Source organism: Rickettsia sp. TH2014, assembly GCF_019249195.1.
Classification (GTDB): domain Bacteria; phylum Pseudomonadota; class Alphaproteobacteria; order Rickettsiales; family Rickettsiaceae; genus Rickettsia; species Rickettsia felis.
Genome location: NZ_MXAX01000209.1, coordinates 12961 through 32167 on the forward strand (window position 1 = coordinate 12961; position 19207 = coordinate 32167).

The following is a 19207-nucleotide window of genomic DNA, read 5'->3' on the forward strand; positions in this document are numbered from 1 at the left end:
CTTATTTAATCCAATAAGTCATAGGGTTCGGATAAGCTTGATCCTCTATAATATATTTAAAACCGATGGCAACACGAAGTACATACCAAACAGCAAGTGCAAAGTATAGTACTACTCCAATAATGATAAACGTAAATATGAAACATACAATCCACCCAAGTACCCCAAGGCAAAAAGTACGGAATAAAAACACGTAATGACTGGTAGCAAAATTATCACCTTTATCTTTATTAAGATATGCAAAAAATACTCCAATTAATGGTAATATCGGCGCTACTACCCCGCATAAATATAATATATATACTACAATTAAGTTTTTCTTACCGCTCTCGGTATATTCTTTAAGATTCTTGTCCATATTTTTATTTACCTCTTTATTCCGACAGCCCTTTATGTCATTCCCGCATAGGCGGAGCTTTGCCCGTGCAGCTCTTATGTCATTCCCGTATAGGCGGGAATCCAGTCATTAATAAAGTATAAGCATACTAAATTTTTTAAATTAAAAGCTCAAATAATTTCGCTTTTTTCTGGATTCCCGTCTACGCGGGAATGACATCACTTCAAACTCTCTACCACAAAATGCATAATACTGCCGTGCTTTATATAATTTATCTCATTATCTGTAAATATTTGCAATATTAAATCGATCGTTCTTGCTTCACCGGTTTGTTTTTTTATCACGCATTTAACAGGATTATAAGGCTTTATTTGTTCACTTAAGCCTATAATATCAATAGTTTCCGAACCGTCTAACTTTAAATCTAATCTTGTATTATTGCCGGTAAAAGTTAGCGGTAAAATACCCATACCAACCAAATTTGAACGATGTATTCGCTCAAAGCTCTCGGCAATCACTGCCTTTACTCCAAGCTGTTGCGGACCTTTTGCCGCCCAATCTCTAGACGAACCGCTACCATATTCTTTACCGGCAAAAATCACCACAGGTACATCATTAGCTTTATAGTCCATAGCCGCATCGTAAATAGTTTGCTGCGTGCTACTTAATTGGTTTATAGTAAAGCCGCCTTCTACTCCCTTACACATTTCGTTTTTTATACGGATATTAGCAAATGTGCCACGCATCATCACTTCATGATTCCCTCTACGTGATCCGTAAGAGTTGAAATCTAGAGGCTCTATATGATGGTCCGTTAAATATTTAGCAGCAGGGCTGGTTTTACTAATACTACCTGCAGGCGAAATATGATCGGTAGTAATAGAATCACCGAAAATTGCTAGAATTTTTGCAGATTTTATATCTTTTATACTGTTCTTGCTGCCTATATCCTCAAAATAAGGTGGATTATTAATATAGGTACTATTCTTATTCCAGCTATAAGTAGAGCTATTAGTAATCTGTAAATCTTTCCACTCTTTTGTTCCGGTAAATATATCGGAATATTTTTCTATAAACATAGAGGAATTAATTGAATTTGTAATAACTTCATCTATCTCTTCTTTGCTTGGCCAAATATCTTTTAAATAAATATTTTTTTCTATCGGCTGATTATTTAAATCTATATTAAGAGTGCCGCTAAGTGCATATGCTACGACTAAAATAGGCGAGCCGAGATAGCTTGCTTTAGTAAGTGGATTAATTCGCCCTTCAAAATTCCTATTACCAGATAAAACAGAAGCAACAACTAGCCCGTTTTTGTTAATAGTTTCCTCTATTTCCGGATTTAAAGGACCGGAATTACCGATACAAGTAGTGCAGCCGTAACCTACTAGATTAAACCCTAATTCATCTAAATATTTATCAAGACCGCTAAGCTTCAAATATTCCGTTACGACTTTTGAACCCGGGGCAAGAGAAGTTTTAACCCAAGGCTTTACCTTTAATCCTTGTTCTAGTGCTTTTTTAGCAAGAAGTGCTGCACCAATCATCACGCTAGGATTAGAAGTATTAGTACAGCTAGTAATTGCTGCAATTACCACATCGCCGTTACCGATTTCGTAATTCTGATTTGCTACGGCATATTTTTTATCAATGTCTTTATTTTCTATACCGAAATTCGGTAATTCATGTTTAAAACTACTTGCTACATCGTTTAAATCTACCCTATCTTGCGGGCGTCTTGGCCCGGCAAGCGAGCTATGTACCATAGATAAATCTAGCTCTAAAATTTCGGTATATTCTGCCTCATGCTCGAAATCATACCAAAGATTCTGCTTGTTTGCGTATTTTTCTACTAATTTGATTTGCGTTTTTTCTCTACCTGTTAGCTCTAAATATTTTATAGCTTCTTGGTCAATCGGGAAAAAGCCACAAGTAGCACCGTATTCAGGCGACATATTAGAAATGGTAGCACGATCGGCAATCGTTAGATTTTTTAGCCCCTCGCCGAAAAACTCAACAAATTTGCCTACTACTTTCTTTTTCCGTAGCATCTCGGTAACGGTTAAAACTAAATCGGTTGCTGTAGCTATGCCTGTTAATTTTCCTGTTAGTTTTATCCCAATTACTTCCGGTAGAATCATAGTAAGAGGTTGTCCAAGCATTGCAGCTTCTGCTTCTATTCCGCCAACTCCCCAACCAAGCACCGATAATCCATTTACCATGGTTGTATGGCTATCAGTTCCAACTAAACTATCAGGGTAAGCAAGTCCGTCTTTATGCCGCACGACTTTTGCTAAATATTCTAAATTTACCTGATGACAAATACCCGTACCAGGCGGCACTACTTTAAAATTATTAAATGCCTGCTGCCCCCATTTAAGAAACTGATAACGCTCAATATTGCGTTTCATTTCCATTTGCACGTTTTTATCGAATGAGTCTTTAGCTGCATAAGAATCAACGCTTACGGAATGGTCTATTACCAAATCAGCAGGAATAAACGGATTAATTTTTAACGGATCGCCTCCTATTTTCTTCATCGCATCACGCATAGCAGCCAAGTCCACAATAGCAGGCACACCGGTAAAATCCTGCATCAAAACTCTTGCCGGCATAAAATCTATTTCCGCATCAGATTTTTTAGTTTTTAGCCATTCTTTAAATACAAGTAAGTTTTGCTTTGAACCATTAGAACGTAATACATTCTCAAATAACACTCTTAAACTATATGGAAGCTTTTTTAAGGGAAGTTCGATATCGCTTGCCGCTTTATTTATATCGTAAATTTTGTAGGAAGTATTATCAATTGATAGTTCTTTAAGATATTCTGAATTATGCACTTTTTGCATACGTTCCTCGTTTGATATTCGTTATGTTAGTGACATTGTCAGCTATGTCATTCCCGCGAAAGCGGGAATCCAGTACTTTAAACATTGTTGAAAGCTCGATTTATCTCGCTTTATGATGGATTCCCGCTTTCGCGGGAATGACATAAAAACTATAAAATAACCTTATCCCAAAACGTAGATTTTTAAAACAAATTAATGTTGTTCTGATAAAGGTTTTTGAAGTTCTAGAAGCTTAGTTGCTATTTCTGCTTCATTTAAATTTGTAACGTTAATAGCAGTTTCCGTTGCTATATTAACATAACTTCCCGTTACTTCGGTTACACCGCCGGAAATAAGATAAGTAATTTGTGGGTTGTGTATATCATCTATATAAACCTGTACTAGACCGGCTTTTAAACTAACAATCATCGGAACGTGACTCGGCAGCACTCCAAACATACCCTCCTCACCCGGCATTGTTACCATTTTAGCTTGCTTTTCAAATGCAATACTCAAAGGAGTAATTATTTTAACTAGAATTGTTTCGTTCATACTTTTATGTCATTCCTGCGAAAGCAGGAATCTAGTAATTAAAAATTTTTATGGATTCCTGCTTTCGCAGGAATAACATAAACTCTTAAGTTGACGCCCACACACTTTCGCAGGAGTGACATAGAGGCTACTTCAGAGTTTTCGCCTTCTCTATAGCCTCGTCCATAGTTCCGACCATATAAAAAGCAGCTTCTGGTAAATCATCGTATTTACCCTCTACAAGCCCTTTAAAGCCTGCTATAGTATCGGCTAAATTAACAAATTTGCCTTCAGCTCCGGTAAATACTTCAGCGACATGGAAAGGCTGTGATAAGAAACGCTGTATTTTTCTAGCACGCGACACGGTTAGTTTATCTTCTTCGGATAGCTCATCCATACCTAAAATAGCGATGATATCCTGCAACGATTTATAAGTTTGTAAAACCTGCTGCACTTGCCTTGCTACGCTATAATGCTCTTCACCGACAATCATCGGATCAAGTACCTGAGAATTACTATCTAACGGGTCAACTGCCGGATAAATCCCAAGTTCGGCTATCTGACGGCTAAGTACTGTTGTAGCATCTAAATGTGCGAAAGAAGTAGCAGGAGCAGGATCGGTTAAATCATCTGCCGGTACATATATAGCCTGCACGGAAGTTATTGAGCCGTTCTTAGTAGAAGTGATACGCTCTTGTAGTTCTCCCATATCGGTCGCAAGAGTAGGCTGATACCCTACCGCTGACGGAATCCTACCAAGCAACGCCGATACTTCAGAACCTGCTTGAGTAAAACGGAAAATATTATCTACAAAGAATAAAACATCTTGCCCCTCATTCATATCTCTAAAACTTTCCGCAATGGTCAGACCGCTTAATGCAACTCTTGCCCTTGCTCCTGGCGGCTCATTCATTTGTCCATAAACAAGAGCTACTTTTGAATTTTCCGGTTTCTCAAGGTCAATCACACCGGAGTCAATCATTTCATGGTAAAGATCATTACCCTCTCTAGTTCTCTCACCGACTCCTGCAAATACGGTATAACCGCCATGGGCCTTAGCTACATTATTAATAAGCTCCATTATAAGCACGGTTTTACCTACACCTGCACCACCGAATAGTCCTATTTTACCGCCTTTAGTATAAGGAGCAAGTAAATCAACAACTTTAATACCGGTTACTAATATATTACGCTCGGTTGACTGATTGGTAAAATCAGGAGCAGACTTATATATAGAAGAAATATTTGAGCTTTTAATGTCTCCTTTACCGTCAATCGGCTCACCTACAACATTCATAATACGCCCAAGCGTCTCAGTACCTACAGGAATACGAATAGGACTACCTGTATCTATTACTTCTACACCCCGCACTAATCCTTCAGTAGAATCCATAGCAATACAACGCACCGTATCATCGCCTATATGCTGTGCTACTTCCAGCACTATCCTTTGTTTATCGTTATAGCACTCAAGGGCGTTTAGAATTTCCGGTAATTTGCCGTTATTCGCAAATTTTACATCCACCACCGCTGAAATAATCTGAGTAATTTTACCGATATTTTTTGTCATAATTTTTCTGTTAAGATAATGTTCTTATAAAAAACGTCATTGCGAGAAGAAACTGCAAGTTTCAACGAAGCAATCTCAAGAGATTTGACGAGATTGCCACGTCGCTTCGCTCCTCGCAATGACGATAACTACAGAGCTTCAGAGCCTGCTATAATCTCTATCAACTCCGTAGTAATAATAGCCTGTCTTGATCTATTCAACTTTAAAACTAATTTACTTATTAAATCATTAGCATTATTTGTTGCATTTTCCATAGCGGTCATTCTAGCTCCCTCTTCACTTGCTCTATTTTGTAGTAAAGCATAATTTATTTGGGAATTCACATATAAATTAATTAAGTTAGAAATTAGATTCTCTCCCTCATGCTCATAATTATAGTCAATTGATTTGGACTTGCCTACTGTGTCACTCGTCGCTCTCCTATTATTTATAGGCTTCGCTCCTTGCTCCTTGTATCCAAATCCAACTGAATTGACTATAGAATTATCTGCAGAATCATCATGATATTTTTCTATCGGTAAAATCTCTTGTCTAGTCATCATTTGAGTCATTGCGTTTTTAAATTTATTAAAATATATAACACAATTACTAACTTCTAGATTTTTTACCGCTGACATGATTTTTTGCTTTACTTGCAGCATCAGATTTTCATCATGAATTTTGGGTAACTCAAAATAACTATCAATATAATTTGCATATTGCCTTTTTAGTGCTTCATAACCTTTTTTTCCTATAATGATAAGCTTTATTTGTTCGCCTTTATTTTCTAACTCTTTAATATCATTCTTAACTTGCTTAATTATACTGTAATTAAACGTTCCGCATAAACCACGCTGTGATGTCATAACTATCAATAAATTTGCTTTATTCGGTATAGTATTAAAAAATTTCTGCTCTTCTATAGATAACTCATACATATCAATTGATAATATATCGGTCATCATTTTACTAATAGCCTCAATATAAAAATTTGAATTGGCTATTTGGCTTTTTATTTTTGCCATTTTAGAAGCTGATACTAGTTGCATTGCTTTAGTAATCTTTTGTGTAGATTTAACGCTTTTAATTCTAGTTCTTAATTGCTTTAAATTTGACATATAGTTTTTTGGTTTTTATGTCATTCTCGTGCGTTCCCGTCATTGCGAGGAAAAATTGAAAATTTTGACGCAGCAATCTCAGGATGTTTGACGAGATTGCCGCGTCGCTTCGCTCCTCGCAATGACGATTTAGTATCCACACAAAAACAACATCATATTATTTAACAAATTCCTGAACAAACTTCGCTAAAAATACTTTTAGTTTCTGCTCGGTTTCTTCGGTTATACGTTGCTCGTTTTTTATTGATTCTAAAATATCTTTTTTATTTAACCTTATTTCAGCAAGCATTGCTTCTTCAAATTCTTTTACTTTCTGAAGCGGCACATCATTTAAATATTTCTTAGTTCCGACATAAATACTTACTATTTGCTCTTCTACCGGAAAGGGATGATATTGTGCTTGTTTTAATATCTCAACTAATCTTTTACCGTGATCGATTTGTGCTTTAGTGGCAGGGTCTAGATCTGATCCAAATTGCGAGAAAGACTCAAGTTCTCTAAATTGAGCAAGTTCTAGCTTTACCGAACCTGCTACCTGCTTCATAGCCTTTATTTGTGCTGCAGAACCAACACGGCTTACTGAAATACCGACATTAACAGCCGGTCTTACGCCCTTATAAAATAGCTCACTTTCTAGGAAAATTTGACCGTCGGTAATTGAGATAACATTTGTTGGGATATACGCAGATACATCACCTGCCTGCGTCTCGATTATAGGAAGAGCAGTAAGTGAGCCGCTACCTTTTTCCTCTGACATTTTAGCAGCACGCTCAAGCAATCTTGAATGCAGATAAAATACGTCACCAGGATAGGCTTCTCGCCCGGGAGGTCTTCTAAGAAGTAATGAGATTTGTCTGTATGCGACGGCATGCTTACTTAAATCATCATAAATAATAAGTGTGTGCATACCGTTATCACGAAAATATTCGCCCATACTACAGGCAGAATAAGGGGCAATGAATTGAAGAGCTGCAGCTTCCGAAGCAGTAGCCGAAACAACGATTGTATAGTCCATTGCTCCAGCATCTTCTAGTTTTTTTACTATCTGTGCAACACTTGATCTTTTCTGCCCAATAGCTACATAAATACAATAAATTTTATCGCTTTCATTAGTAAGTGAGTGAGCTTGTTTTTGATTAATAATAGTATCAACCGCTATCGCCGTTTTTCCGGTTTGTCTATCACCGATTATTAACTCTCTTTGCCCTCTACCTATCGGAATTAACGAATCTATAGCCTTTATTCCGGTTTGTACAGGTTCGCTTACACTCGTTCTTTCTATTATTCCCGGAGCCTTCATCTCGATATGTCTGTACTCTTTACTTGCAATATCGCCTTTGCCGTCAATAGGGTTACCAAGAGCATCAACAACACGACCAAGCAAAGCTTTTCCTATCGGTACTTCTAAAACTTCTTTAGTTCTTTTGACATTATCGCCTTGCTGTACTTGATTATCGTCGCCCATAATTACAGCACCGACGCTATCATTCTCCAAATTTAAAACAAGGCCCTTAACACCGGATTTAAATTCTACTACCTCACCGGATTTTACATTAGCAAGACCGTAAATTTTGGCTATACCGTCACCGACCGAAATTACCTGCCCTACTTCCTCAAGCTCACTCAAGCAATTAATATTAGCTATTTCCTTTTGTAATATTTCAGCTACTTCAATAGGCTTTAGTTTCATGGGTTTTATGTCTCCTACTAATATTTGTACGTTACTCCCGCATAGGTGTTAGTTTAAGGATCGATGTCATTCCTGCGAAAGCAGGAATCCANNNAAAAAAGTATAAATACAGCAAATTTTTGAAACTAAAAGCGGGGGTTATCTCGCTTTATGCTGGATTCCTGCTTTCGCAGGAATGACATCGATCCTATGCAGCAATCCTGACTTTCTTCAAACTCTTAGCTATTTTATCTAAACTACCCTTAGTCGAGTAATCTTGCAACATACTATCATATTTAATTATAATGCCGCCGATAATAGTACTATCAATATCAAATAATATTTCTGTTTTTTGATTTAATTCTTTTTCTATACGAGATTTAATCCACTCTTGCTCTTTAGGTTGTAACTTATTTGCAGAAATAACCTGAACTATCTTTATGTTTTTACTTTCATATAGTAAAGTATTATAAGCATCTACTATATTAGATAAAATAGCAGTACGAGAATTTTTTACCAATAACAATAAAAAATTATTCACTATTTTGTTAAATTTAGTATGTTTTACTAACGAATTAACCACATTAATTTTATCGTTCTTATTTACTATAGGAGAAAATAGGAACTCTCTAATATCAAAATTATCGGTAATTATACGATTTATAGCGGTAATTTCTTCAAAGATTTTATCTTGTATATTATCAACCATAGCGTTATTAAATAACGCCACTGCATAATTCTCGATTAAATTATCTTTGTTCATACATGTATTGCCCTATCATAAGCAGCGAGTACTGTCTCGTGCATCATTTCCGATAAAGTCGGATGTGGGAAGATAGTATTAATTAAATCCAACTCTGTTCCTTCTAAATTTTTTGAAATCACATATCCTTGTATTAATTCCGTAACTTCCGAACCTATCATATGAGCACCGAGCAACTCACCCGTCTTAGCATCAAATATAGTTTTAATTAAGCCGTCGCTATCACCACTTACTAAAGCTTTGCCATTAGCTATAAAAGGGAACCTACCTATTTTTAATTCATAACCTAAAGCTTTCGCTGCTTCTTCCGTAAGTCCAACGCTTGCTATTTGCGGTGAGGAATAAGTGCAGCCTGGAATGTTGTGTTTGTTAATAGCATGGGGTTTTAAGCCCGCTATGCTTTCCGCTGCAATAATACCTTCATGGCTTGCTTTATGAGCTAAACAAGGCACTCCTGCCACATCGCCTATAGCATAAACTCCTGACTCCGCAGTTTGCATTAATCTATTAGTAGTTATATAGCTGTTTTCTACTTTAACTTTGGTTTTCTCTAGTCCTAAATTTTCAGTATTTGCCGTAATACCTACTGCCATAAGCAAGATTTCAGCTTGTAATTTTTGTGTCTTACCCGCTAACTCTAGCTCAACTTCTATGCTGCCCTTTGATTTTGTTTGCTTAATTAATTTAGCATTTGTAATAATTTTTATTCCCTTTTTCTCAAAATTCTTATGAGCGATTCCGGCAATTTCCATATCTTCAGCAGGTAATATTCTATTATGCGCCTCAATTACGGTAACATCCACACCAATACTATTATAAAATGAAGCGAATTCTATACCTATTGCACCTGAGCCGACAATAATCATAGATTTTGGCACATGCTGCGGTATCATAGCTTCTTTTGAAGTCCATATTTGTTTACCGTCAGGCTCAAAACCTTTTAACACTCTAGACCTTGCTCCGGTAGCTATAATAATATTATCTGCTTTTACCTTAAGGTTATCATTTATATTTATTACCTTATTTCCTGCAAGGCTTGCTACTCCGTCTATCACGGTAACTTTATTTTTCTTAAGTAACAATTTAACCCCGCTCGCTAGCTTGCCTGAAATTTCTCTTGAACGTTCAACTATTTTCTTAATATTGATTTCAGCACCTTTAGCATCAATTCCATAATCTTTAGCATGTTTTATATATTCAAAAACCTCAGCGGATTTAAGCAGGGATTTAGTCGGTATACATCCCCAATTAAGGCACACCCCTCCTAAATGTTCTTTTTCTATTAATACAACTTTTTTCTTTAATTGTGCTGCTCTAATTGCCGTAACATACCCACCAGGACCACCGCCTATAACGGCTACATCGTATTGTTCCATTTTATTTTTATTTTGTTGGTTTTGTTATTATAAGTATCAACGTTATTGCGAGGATATGCGTAGCATCGACGCGGCAATCTCAGCAATCCTAATACTGCTTCATGAAATTGCCACGCTTCTTGCAGTCGCTCGCAATGACGATTAGAGTATACTACTCTTCAGCATCCATCTGTTTTTTTCATGTACTTTAATCCGTCCAATAATCATATCGGCTGTCCCCTCATCGCCCTCTGCTTGTGCTACTTTGAGTCCCTTATATAATGTATCTCTAATAATATCTTGATCTTTTGTTAGACTTTTAAGCATTTCGTTTGTTGTTACGTTTGGATTTGCCTCATCTATAGATGCAAGCTTTATTAAATTTGGTAATGCGGGAACTTTAGCGCCTAAACTTCTCACTCTTTCAGCAAGTTCATCTAAGCTTTCAGCTAAATCTTTATATTGTCCTTCAAATAATAAATGTAGACTTCTAAACTCTGCTCCTTCTACATTCCAGTGATAATTCTGTGTTTTAAAATATAAAGCATAACTATCTGCTAAAATTTGTTCTAAAGCTTTTACTACTTGCATAATATCCTCAAATTTTTATGAACTTTTTGACTTTATAACATTTCTTTAGATACTTCAAGAAATATTGAAGTTCATATAATTTTACCTAATTACAACAACTATATCTTAATTATTAATTTTATTAATAATTTCTTGACTCTCAAATAAATGCTGCTTATTATGCCTTTCAATTTTAAAAATCCAAAGGAACAGCAAAATGAATTACTATCTATTACACTTACTAACAGCTACCAGAGCACGCTTCGATGGGCTAACAACAATGGGAGGTAAAAAATATACTATATTACCTAGGCTCACTAGAGTATCTTATAACCGAAACTACTGAAAAATATGTGACAAGAGTGAATAATGATCTAAGTGCTAGGCATTTAGGAATCACTTTATTAAATAAAAATCCTGCAGATTTGATATTTCAAGGAAATTTCACGATAAAAGAAGCATTAAGTGATACTCAAGCTATTATTATGTCAACTATTAGTGGAAATGATATAAATGATTATATATTAACAAAATACGAAAAATTCTCTTTTCTATTTGATAATTCTACAATTGAAGCATGTAAAGAAGATTTTTATAGGGTTTATTCAAATCTTACAATGGTTAAAATTCCGCATCCTACTACCGAGTATATACTTGATATAGCAAGAAATAATACTATAGAAGACTATCTGACTCTAAATTATAATAGGTGTGAAATATTTGAGGTATTTAAAGGAAATACATTACAAAATCTATATGATACAATACATGATATATTAACCTCTCCCAATAATACTGAAAGCTGGAAAGAAATAGCAAATAATACAATTAATAGCACAATAGCAAGTGCTACTGATAAAATTTCTGAATTAACCTTTTCGGATGATATCAAAAATTTGACTGAAACCGCAATTAGTTCATTATCTGCCACTACTCAAGCAAGTGATATTAACACAACCGAGGGATGGACAGAGTCCGTAACAGAATATTTATCTGAAATGGCGACTAATGCAGTTAATAATACAATAACAAATTCTACTGCTGAAATTTCTGAATCAATCTTTTCCGATAACACTGAAAGTTGGACTGAAAAGAGAATAAATTTAATTAATAACACCGTAGCAAACCTTACTAATACTGCTTTCAATTCAACTTATAACCCTCAAGAAAATATGTTTGATGAGAGTGGTAACGATAATTCCTTAGCTACATATATAGGCATTGGTACAGCTGTAGCTGCCTCCATAGTTGTTGCAATAAGTGCAGGAGTAACTTGGTATTGCGTTAGAAGTAAAAACGCAAAAAAAGCTAAATTAAAACAATATATTGATGAAATTGAAGCTGAAAGAGCTGCTGAAAATAAACTTGCTGCTAACGATACTGAAGAGCATAGCGCTCCTCTACTTAACAACAGCACAGAGCATAATGATCATACTACGGTAGATATAACCGGAGTATCCTATGAAGACGAAGGTACTCCTGTATAGATAACTTAGATTCTTGCTTTTTAATCAACAACCAATAGCAAATTCACTATTGGTTGTTCCTCGAAAATAAAAATTGAAATTTATTTCAATTCTTTATTTATCAATTCTTTTAGCTTTTCTTTTGCTGCTTCTTTAGAACGTAGACTTGCATAAGAGTCATGGTGTTTTTTATCTTCAATAAAACGTACAAAGAAAATTTTTCTGTCATTTTTTTGTAACCAACCTATTTGGCGATCTTTGAGCTTTACAGTTCTATCTTCATTAAGGCGATTTCCACTACCTGTTTTGCCGTAGAGCTTCCACCCATCTGCAAAATCTTCAATAAACATAATATTTTTAGTCATTTCTTGGGCTTTAACACTTACCGGCAATTTATTCTCCGTAAGTTTTTGAAGAAAAGCTATTTGTTCTTCCGGTGAAATTTCTAAAGAACTAAAAAGCCATGAATTAGTTAAACTGTTATTCTTTCCTTTATCTCCTGAAATATCACGATTACCATAATCAAATTTTGTTACATAATCACGGAATTTTTCATAACCTAATTCTTTAGTAATAAGACGTGAATACCAAAGACAGCTGTTTTTTATCCAGTCTTTAGGCGTATGCGACTGCTTCCAAACTTCAAGATAATCGTCATATCTCTCTTTAAAAGGTAACTCCGGATGAGTTTCATCAATTAAAAACCATCATCGTAACCCATCAAGCTTAAGACAATTTTAAATGTGGAACATGGGGCGTAGCGTGATTTGCAATCACCATCCTCTTTAATAAATTTGTCATTTTCTTTAACTAAAAAGCAATCTGCTCTAGTTATAAAAGGTATAGTAAGTGATATTAGGGCAGTTATATATAAAATAATTTTTTTCATAGGTTAAAATAAAAATAGGTGGTTTTGTTGCATAATACCGATGTCATTCCCGCGTAGGCGGGAATCCAGCATAAAGCGAGATAAATCGAGCTTTATTAAAAAAAGCTTTAAAGTACTGGATTCCCGCCTACGCGGGAATGACATCGGCTTAAACTACATTTAATAAATCTCCTGCGATTGGTCCTCTTTGCTCGGCACATAATCAAAAATATCGTTATTATCACGATTATCGATCATATCTTCGTTCTCAAGCATCTGAATGTTATTGACTTTAAATGCTTCTATAACAGTGCCACTTGGCGTAATTTTACCGGTTGCTCTATCTACGGCGATTAGCTTAATTGAATCTGGAACTTTAAAAGGCAGTGATGGCTCATCCTTATAAGCATTACTCATAAAATCAATAAAAATCGGCAATACTACGTTTGAACCTGTTGCTCTTTTTCCAAGCTCTTTCGGTGTATCATAACCCACATAACTGCCGACTACTATTTTTGGCGTTAAGCCTACAAACCATGTATCTTTACTATCGTTACTAGTACCGGTTTTTCCACCGATAATTTTCCCTAACTTCTTTGCAGCATAACCTGTTCCTCTATCTATTGCTCCGGTTAAGAACGAAGTAATTTGATAATCGCTAGCTTCATCCGTAACTCTATAAATATCTTCTTTCGGTATTTCTAATATTGCGGTATCTAAATTGCTATCCGAAACATTACAAGAAAGACATTCTCTATTATCTCGCCTATAAATAATTTTACCGTTACGGTCTTTAATTAATTCTACAAAATGAGGTTCAACTTTTTTACCGCCGTTAGCAATAATTGCATAAGCATTAGTCATTCTGCTAAGTGTGGTTTCAATTGAACCAAGTACCATAGAGTAAACTTTTTTTGGTTCATTATTAATACCGAATCGCTTAATTATATCAACGATTTTTGTAAGTCCTACGGCAGTTGCAACTCTTACAGTTATAAGATTACGAGATTTTTCAAGACCGGTACGCATAGTGATTTCGCCTAAAAACTTACCCTCATAATTTTTAGGACGCCAGCTAGGCATCCCCTGACCTTGCGAAATCTCAATAGGTCCATCGTTAAAAATCTGATTCGGCTTAATACCGTTTTCAAGAGCTGCTAAATAAACAAAGGTTTTACTCAAAGAACCCGGTTGACGAAGTGCTTGAGTTACTCTATCAAATTTACTTGTAGAAAAATCATATCCCCCAACACTTGCAAGTACCTGTCCGGTATTCGGGTTCATAACCATAATAGCTCCGTTTACTTCAGGAATTTGACGAAGAGCATAGCCGTCTTTTATAGGTTCAACCACTATCACATCGCCTTTTTTAAGCAAAGTCTTCACTGATTTAAGATTACTTCTTGCCCATTTCATTTCAGCAATAGGAATCTTAGATTTACTGTCGTCTATAAGTCCAATCTCTGCATGATTACCGGCCACATCCAGAACTACAGCTAATTTATACTCTAAAAGCGATGGGGGAGCCGGTAGTTTTTTTATCTCCTCTTGCCAATTATCAAGCGGAATATTAGCTATAGGCTTTCTAAAACCACGTCTTCTATCAAATTCCCTTAGACCTTTCCTTAGAGAATTTTCGGCTGATTGCTGCATCTCTGCATCCAAAGAAGTGATAATAGTAAGACCTCCGGTATAAAATTCTTCCTTACTATTTAACATTCTAATTACTTCTTCTCTAACCTGTGCAGCATAATAATCTGCCGTAACAGTTTCTTCTTTAGCTCGTTTACGTAAAACTATCGGACTATTCATAGCTTCTTTCGCAGCATCTTTTGTTATATAACCATCTTCAAACATACGTGCTATTACATAATCACGACGAGCTTTTACTCTAGCGTAGTTTCTCTCTGGATTAAGTTCGGAAGGGGCTTTAGGAAGTGCCGCAATAAAAGCTGATTCTGCAATGGTAAGTTCCTCTACGGATTTATTAAAATAATTTTGTGCAGCCGCCGCAACACCGTAAGCACCACGACCAAAGAATGTTTGATTAAGATATAATTCTAAGATTTGATCCTTAGTAAATACTCTTGAAATCATATAAGAAAGAATCGCTTCTTTAATCTTACGTTCAAGAGAAACTTCGTTAGTTAGCAGAAAATTTTTAACCACTTGCTGAGTAATTGTAGACGCTCCTTCCATACGCCTATGATGTAAATAATTAGATATATTTAAAAATGCCGCTCTAGCTATTCCAAGTAAATCAACGCCCGGATGGTTATAAAAATTCTTATCCTCGGCTGCAATAAAACTTTCTATTAATGAACTAGGTATGCTATTAATCGGTACAAATACACGACGTTCAAAAGCGTACTCCTCCATTAATTTACCGTCATGAGAATAGATACGTGTTACCGACGGAGGATAATAACGTGCAAGCTGCGAGTAATCAGGTAAATCACGTGAATAGTGATATATTATATAAGCAGTAATACCGCAACCTACTAAAATAAGTACGGCAAAAATTTTTAAACAAAAAAATAGAGATTTATACATTTAATAGATAATATTTTAAATTATACACTTTAAAGGCAGTGCAAGAAATTTATCGGAAAAACTTATTATTTCATTACCGTTATAAAGTATAATGCCATGCATAATTCGTGGGGCTAATGCTTCTGATAAATCTTTAAGACCCATAAAATGCCAGCTTTGAATAGTTTCTGTGGCCTTACACTCTATGCCACAAAATACATCGCCTTTATATAAAAGAAAATCAACTTCTTTTCCTAGATGCGTACGATAAAATGCTTGCTCTATACCCGTAGTTAGGGTTAATATTTTCCTAAGTTCCGCCCATAACCATGTTTCAAATATTGTTCCGTAATAAGGACTATTTAACAATAAGTTAGGAGTTGTTATGCCGTTTAAATACGATGCATAACCTGAATCATTCATATAAATTTTAGAAGTTTTTACTAATCTTTTACGTGTATTACTAAACCAAGGCGCTAATTGATTTACTTGAAAAGTTGTTTCTAAAATCTCTAAATATCTTGATATTGTTCTTTGATCTAGCCCTATTTCAATACTTAAATTCTTTTGATTTAATAAATTACCGCTTTGTAAGCCAACCAAGCGAAAAAGTTTAGCAAAGGAAACAACGTCTAAAAATTTATTTATATTTCGTACATCTCGCTCAATATAGGCTGATTGATAAGACGAAAACCAACGTTCACGAAATCTTTCTTGCTTTTTTAATATAACTTCCGGAAATCCGCCATAGAAAATATATTCATTTAAAGATTGGTTAGTTATTGTTGGTTTATATTCTAACTCTTTAGTCCATTTGTTTTTTAATTCAGGAATAGTTACCCCTGAAAAAATATCTAATATAAAAGAAGAAGGTTTATTTTGATTTAAAATTTCTCCTAAACTTAACCCTTCAAGATGTATTACGTCTACACGTCCTGCTAAACTTTCATATACTCCCGGGTAAGAAAAAATATTAGCCGATCCGGTTAAGAGGAAACGTCCCGGCCTCTTATCTTCATCAGTTGACTTTTTTATAGCTTTTAAAAGATCCGGGGCTCTTTGAATCCCGTCAATAGCAAGAGGAGAAATTGCATTTTTTATAAACCCATGAGGATCGGCAGTGGCTGCTTCTAATTGCGAGATATCGTCTAAAGTAATATATGACTTAAAAATTCCTTCGTCATATAATTGCTTTACTACTGTAGACTTACCAACTTGCCTAGCTCCAATAATAAGAACTGCAGAAAAATCTTTTAACGACTGCTTTACAAATGATGTTATATGTCTATTTATCATGTTGTAAGTTATAACATAAGTATGCTATTATTTACAACTGTTATTTTTGTAATATACTCGCTGAATTTGAAAAATTGGCTATGTCGTCTTTGTAAGACCTCGGGTGCTCACGTATTTAGTATACGCTCCGCTCCTCGGCTTACAGACTCCTTGCTCTTTTCCAAGCTGAACTTCGTCTATCAACTTTTCATTTTACTTCGGAGTATACGTAAATTACATAATCAAATTACCTCACCGCTTAAGCTATTACTTGCGGCCTTAGTAATTTTTACATCAATGATTTTACCAAGTAAAGATTTATTAGGGTTCTGGATATATACGGACTGCATGTATGGAGTTTTGCCTGTTATCTGATCATCGAATTTACCGTTGCGGTCGAATAAAACTTTCATAATACTACCAATACAGCTTTCATTGAAAGCTAGTTGCTGACTAGTGAGTTCTTGTTGCAATATAGTTAATCTCTCTGATTTTATATACTCTGGTATTTGATCTGTTCTAGTTGCTCCAGGCGTGCCCGGGCGAGGGCTATATTTGAACGAATAACACTGGCCGTATTTTACTCGGCGGACCAAATCTAAAGTATCCTCAAAATCTTCATCAGTTTCACCGGGAAAACCGACAATAAAATCAGAAGATAAAACTATATCGGGTCTTGCCTCTCTTAAGCGATTAATTATATCAAAATAATAATCCCGATCATGCTTACGGTTCATGGCTTTTAATATTTTATTTGAACCTGATTGCACCGGAAGATGTAAAAACGGCATTAATTTAGGTTCAGTGCCGTGCAGTTTTATTAGATCATCAGCCATATCTATCGGGTGCGACGTCATATAACGCAATCTCTCTAAATTTGGGATTTGTGCTAGATGTCCCAGTAAATCGGCTAGAGTAAATATCTTATCATCAGGTCCTTTACCGTGATAAGCATTAACATTTTGCCCAAGTAGTGTAATTTCTTTAACACCGCTGCTAACTACTTTTAACGCTTCTCTATAGACCTGCTCTACGTTCCTTGAAAATTCAGCTCCTCTTGTATAAGGCACCACACAGAAAGTACAAAATTTATCGCATCCTTCTTGCACCGATATAAAGCTACTAGCACCTTGCGGATATAATTGTTCCGGTAAATTATCAAATTTCGCTTCTTCAACAAAATCAAGATCGATTAAATGTTTTTCGTGTCTAACGACTTTTGAGATTAATTCCGGTAGGTTATAATAAGATTGCGGACCGACAACAATATCGACATAAGGAGTTCTTGAGAAAATCTCTTCCCCTTCCGCTTGTGCAACACAGCCAGCCACAACTATTATTGCAGAGTTTAAGCCTTGTCTTTTTCTTGTATCTTGTAGTTTCTTAATACGACCGAGTTCTGAATAAGTTTTCTCGGCTGCTTTCTCTCTGATATGACAGGTATTTAGGATAATAACATCAGCTTCTTCAATATTTTCCGTAGGTTCATAACCAAAAGGATAAAGCAAATCCTGCATCTTAACGGAGTCATAAACATTCATCTGACAGCCGTAGGTCTTAATATAAAGCTTTTTACTCATAAAATTTTTAATATTATAAAAAGTTCTATACTATACTATATTTAGATAATTTTATCAAATTTTAAATAAACCGAAAGCGGGTATTGCTAACTAAAGGCGGATAGTTAATAAATTAACGTCATTGCGAGGAAAAATTGAAAATTTTGGTGAAGCAGTCTAGTAAAAAATTCTGATTTACAGAATTTTTTTTAATTGTTTTTCTGGATTGCCACGTCGCTTCGCTCCTCGCAATGACGGTTTGGGTATCCATGCAACAATGCCCATAATTTACTGATTAATCCTTGCTGTACAGATTCTTTCGGTGATTTCTTTAAGTTTTTCTATTCTCTCAATAAGATAAAGCAGCTGTTCTTTTGTAATTTTATTGTTTTTATCATATCTTGCATCAACATAAGCTTTTTCATGAAGCTCAAAGCACTCTTTTTGTTCAGCAGTTGCTTTAGGGAATACTTCCCATAATTCACTGACATAATTTCCTACCATACTACCTAATTTTTGCAAATTATGTAATTTAGGTTTGTAATTTGAGAAAACTAATAAAATAGTACTGTAAAAACTTTCGGTAGCTTGATGTAATTCAAAAGCACCTTTATTTAAATATCCTTTTTCTAGTGGATTTTTACAATCTAAAAAACTTTTACCTTTATCAAACCATTCTTCATAATAATCTTTAGCGATTTCTTTCATCTCGCTCCAAGGTAAATCTTTAGCTTCACTAAGCGTAAATTCCCCGCTATCATATAAAAGAATACCTTCTTTTCTT

At 35.2% G+C, this 19207-nt stretch carries 16 protein-coding genes and 1 pseudogene; 1 reads left to right on the forward strand and 16 read right to left on the reverse strand.

Annotation, left to right across the window (positions count from 1 at the left end):
* Window position 1: 1 nt before the first annotated feature.
* The 9 genes from KYQ89_RS04265 to KYQ89_RS04305 form a co-directional block, all read right to left on the reverse strand.
* Entirely contained in the window at window positions 2-358 is a 357-nt protein-coding gene (locus KYQ89_RS04265) for a DUF4870 family protein (protein WP_218460557.1), read from the reverse strand.
* Window positions 359-555: 197 nt separating this feature from the next.
* Entirely contained in the window at window positions 556-3189 is a 2634-nt protein-coding gene (gene acnA / locus KYQ89_RS04270; RefSeq protein WP_218460558.1) for an aconitate hydratase AcnA, read from the reverse strand.
* 192 nt (window positions 3190-3381) lie between these two features.
* On the reverse strand, window positions 3382-3720 hold the full coding sequence (locus tag KYQ89_RS04275; RefSeq protein ID WP_218460559.1) for a F0F1 ATP synthase subunit epsilon: 339 nt from the start codon (window positions 3718-3720) through the stop codon (window positions 3382-3384).
* A gap of 127 nt (window positions 3721-3847) precedes the next feature.
* Window positions 3848-5269, reverse strand: coding sequence for a F0F1 ATP synthase subunit beta (gene atpD / locus KYQ89_RS04280; protein ID WP_218460560.1), 1422 nt, complete (start codon window positions 5267-5269; stop codon window positions 3848-3850).
* Window positions 5270-5397: 128 nt separating this feature from the next.
* Window positions 5398-6366 carry an ATP synthase F1 subunit gamma gene (gene atpG / locus KYQ89_RS04285; RefSeq protein ID WP_218460561.1) on the reverse strand — a complete coding sequence of 323 codons (969 nt, stop codon included), beginning with the start codon at window positions 6364-6366 and terminating at the stop codon, window positions 5398-5400.
* Window positions 6367-6523: 157 nt separating this feature from the next.
* Complete coding sequence (gene atpA / locus KYQ89_RS04290; RefSeq protein WP_218460562.1) at window positions 6524-8056, reverse strand: F0F1 ATP synthase subunit alpha; 1533 nt, start codon at window positions 8054-8056, stop codon at window positions 6524-6526.
* Window positions 8057-8243: 187 nt separating this feature from the next.
* A complete protein-coding gene (gene atpH, locus KYQ89_RS04295; RefSeq protein WP_218460563.1) occupies window positions 8244-8798 on the reverse strand; it encodes an ATP synthase F1 subunit delta in 555 nt (184 codons plus the stop codon).
* A complete protein-coding gene (lpdA, locus tag KYQ89_RS04300) occupies window positions 8795-10174 on the reverse strand; it encodes a dihydrolipoyl dehydrogenase (RefSeq protein WP_218460564.1) in 1380 nt (459 codons plus the stop codon). The genes atpH and lpdA overlap by 4 nt, the downstream gene beginning before the upstream one ends.
* A 141-nt stretch (window positions 10175-10315) precedes the next feature.
* Window positions 10316-10744: a Dps family protein gene (locus tag KYQ89_RS04305; protein WP_218460565.1), complete on the reverse strand. Its 429-nt coding sequence runs from the start codon at window positions 10742-10744 to the stop codon at window positions 10316-10318.
* A 341-nt stretch (window positions 10745-11085) separates the two neighbouring features.
* Here KYQ89_RS04305 and KYQ89_RS07840 point away from each other — a divergent pair, with 341 nt between their 5' ends.
* Complete coding sequence (locus tag KYQ89_RS07840) at window positions 11086-12210, forward strand: hypothetical protein (RefSeq protein WP_256621312.1); 1125 nt, start codon at window positions 11086-11088, stop codon at window positions 12208-12210.
* A gap of 80 nt (window positions 12211-12290) precedes the next feature.
* Here the strand turns inward: KYQ89_RS07840 and KYQ89_RS04320 are convergent, their stop codons facing one another.
* From KYQ89_RS04320 to KYQ89_RS04345, 7 genes and pseudogenes are all read right to left on the reverse strand, one after another.
* The gene (locus tag KYQ89_RS04320) at window positions 12291-12887 is read right to left on the reverse strand and encodes a penicillin-binding transpeptidase domain-containing protein (RefSeq protein ID WP_371920410.1); all 597 of its coding nucleotides are present in this window, start codon (window positions 12885-12887) and stop codon (window positions 12291-12293) included.
* The gene (locus KYQ89_RS07845; protein WP_256621314.1) at window positions 12887-13078 is read right to left on the reverse strand and encodes a hypothetical protein; all 192 of its coding nucleotides are present in this window, start codon (window positions 13076-13078) and stop codon (window positions 12887-12889) included. Before KYQ89_RS07845 ends, KYQ89_RS04320 begins: the two co-directional genes overlap by 1 nt.
* 159 nt (window positions 13079-13237) lie before the next feature.
* A complete protein-coding gene (locus KYQ89_RS04325; protein ID WP_218460566.1) occupies window positions 13238-15610 on the reverse strand; it encodes a penicillin-binding protein 1A in 2373 nt (790 codons plus the stop codon).
* A gap of 15 nt (window positions 15611-15625) precedes the next feature.
* On the reverse strand, window positions 15626-16885 hold the full coding sequence (locus KYQ89_RS04330; protein WP_218460567.1) for an ATP-binding protein: 1260 nt from the start codon (window positions 16883-16885) through the stop codon (window positions 15626-15628).
* 40 nt (window positions 16886-16925) lie between these two features.
* Window positions 16926-17049 (reverse strand): annotated as a pseudogene (locus KYQ89_RS08315) (palindromic element RPE5 domain-containing protein).
* A 57-nt stretch (window positions 17050-17106) separates the two neighbouring features.
* Window positions 17107-18444 carry a tRNA (N6-isopentenyl adenosine(37)-C2)-methylthiotransferase MiaB gene (gene miaB / locus KYQ89_RS04340; RefSeq protein WP_218460568.1) on the reverse strand — a complete coding sequence of 446 codons (1338 nt, stop codon included), beginning with the start codon at window positions 18442-18444 and terminating at the stop codon, window positions 17107-17109.
* Window positions 18445-18711: 267 nt separating this feature from the next.
* Window positions 18712-19207 (reverse strand): HEPN domain-containing protein (locus KYQ89_RS04345; RefSeq protein ID WP_256621317.1); only part of this gene is annotated, 496 nt, incomplete at its 5' end.

What these genes read in the sequence shown, in the direction of transcription:
- KYQ89_RS04265 (WP_218460557.1), bottom strand. Translation starts at nt 358, where the DNA reads ATGGACAAGAATCTTAAAGAATATACCGAGAGCGGTAAGAAAAACTTA.
- acnA (WP_218460558.1), bottom strand. Translation starts at nt 3,189, where the DNA reads ATGCAAAAAGTGCATAATTCAGAATATCTTAAAGAACTATCAATTGAT.
- KYQ89_RS04275 (WP_218460559.1), bottom strand. Translation starts at nt 3,720, where the DNA reads ATGAACGAAACAATTCTAGTTAAAATAATTACTCCTTTGAGTATTGCA.
- atpD (WP_218460560.1), bottom strand. Translation starts at nt 5,269, where the DNA reads ATGACAAAAAATATCGGTAAAATTACTCAGATTATTTCAGCGGTGGTG.
- atpG (WP_218460561.1), bottom strand. Translation starts at nt 6,366, where the DNA reads ATGTCAAATTTAAAGCAATTAAGAACTAGAATTAAAAGCGTTAAATCT.
- atpA (WP_218460562.1), bottom strand. Translation starts at nt 8,056, where the DNA reads ATGAAACTAAAGCCTATTGAAGTAGCTGAAATATTACAAAAGGAAATA.
- atpH (WP_218460563.1), bottom strand. Translation starts at nt 8,798, where the DNA reads ATGAACAAAGATAATTTAATCGAGAATTATGCAGTGGCGTTATTTAAT.
- lpdA (WP_218460564.1), bottom strand. Translation starts at nt 10,174, where the DNA reads ATGGAACAATACGATGTAGCCGTTATAGGCGGTGGTCCTGGTGGGTAT.
- KYQ89_RS04305 (WP_218460565.1), bottom strand. Translation starts at nt 10,744, where the DNA reads ATGCAAGTAGTAAAAGCTTTAGAACAAATTTTAGCAGATAGTTATGCT.
- KYQ89_RS07845 (WP_256621314.1), bottom strand. Translation starts at nt 13,078, where the DNA reads ATGAAAAAAATTATTTTATATATAACTGCCCTAATATCACTTACTATA.
- KYQ89_RS04325 (WP_218460566.1), bottom strand. Translation starts at nt 15,610, where the DNA reads ATGTATAAATCTCTATTTTTTTGTTTAAAAATTTTTGCCGTACTTATT.
- KYQ89_RS04330 (WP_218460567.1), bottom strand. Translation starts at nt 16,885, where the DNA reads ATGATAAATAGACATATAACATCATTTGTAAAGCAGTCGTTAAAAGAT.
- miaB (WP_218460568.1), bottom strand. Translation starts at nt 18,444, where the DNA reads ATGAGTAAAAAGCTTTATATTAAGACCTACGGCTGTCAGATGAATGTT.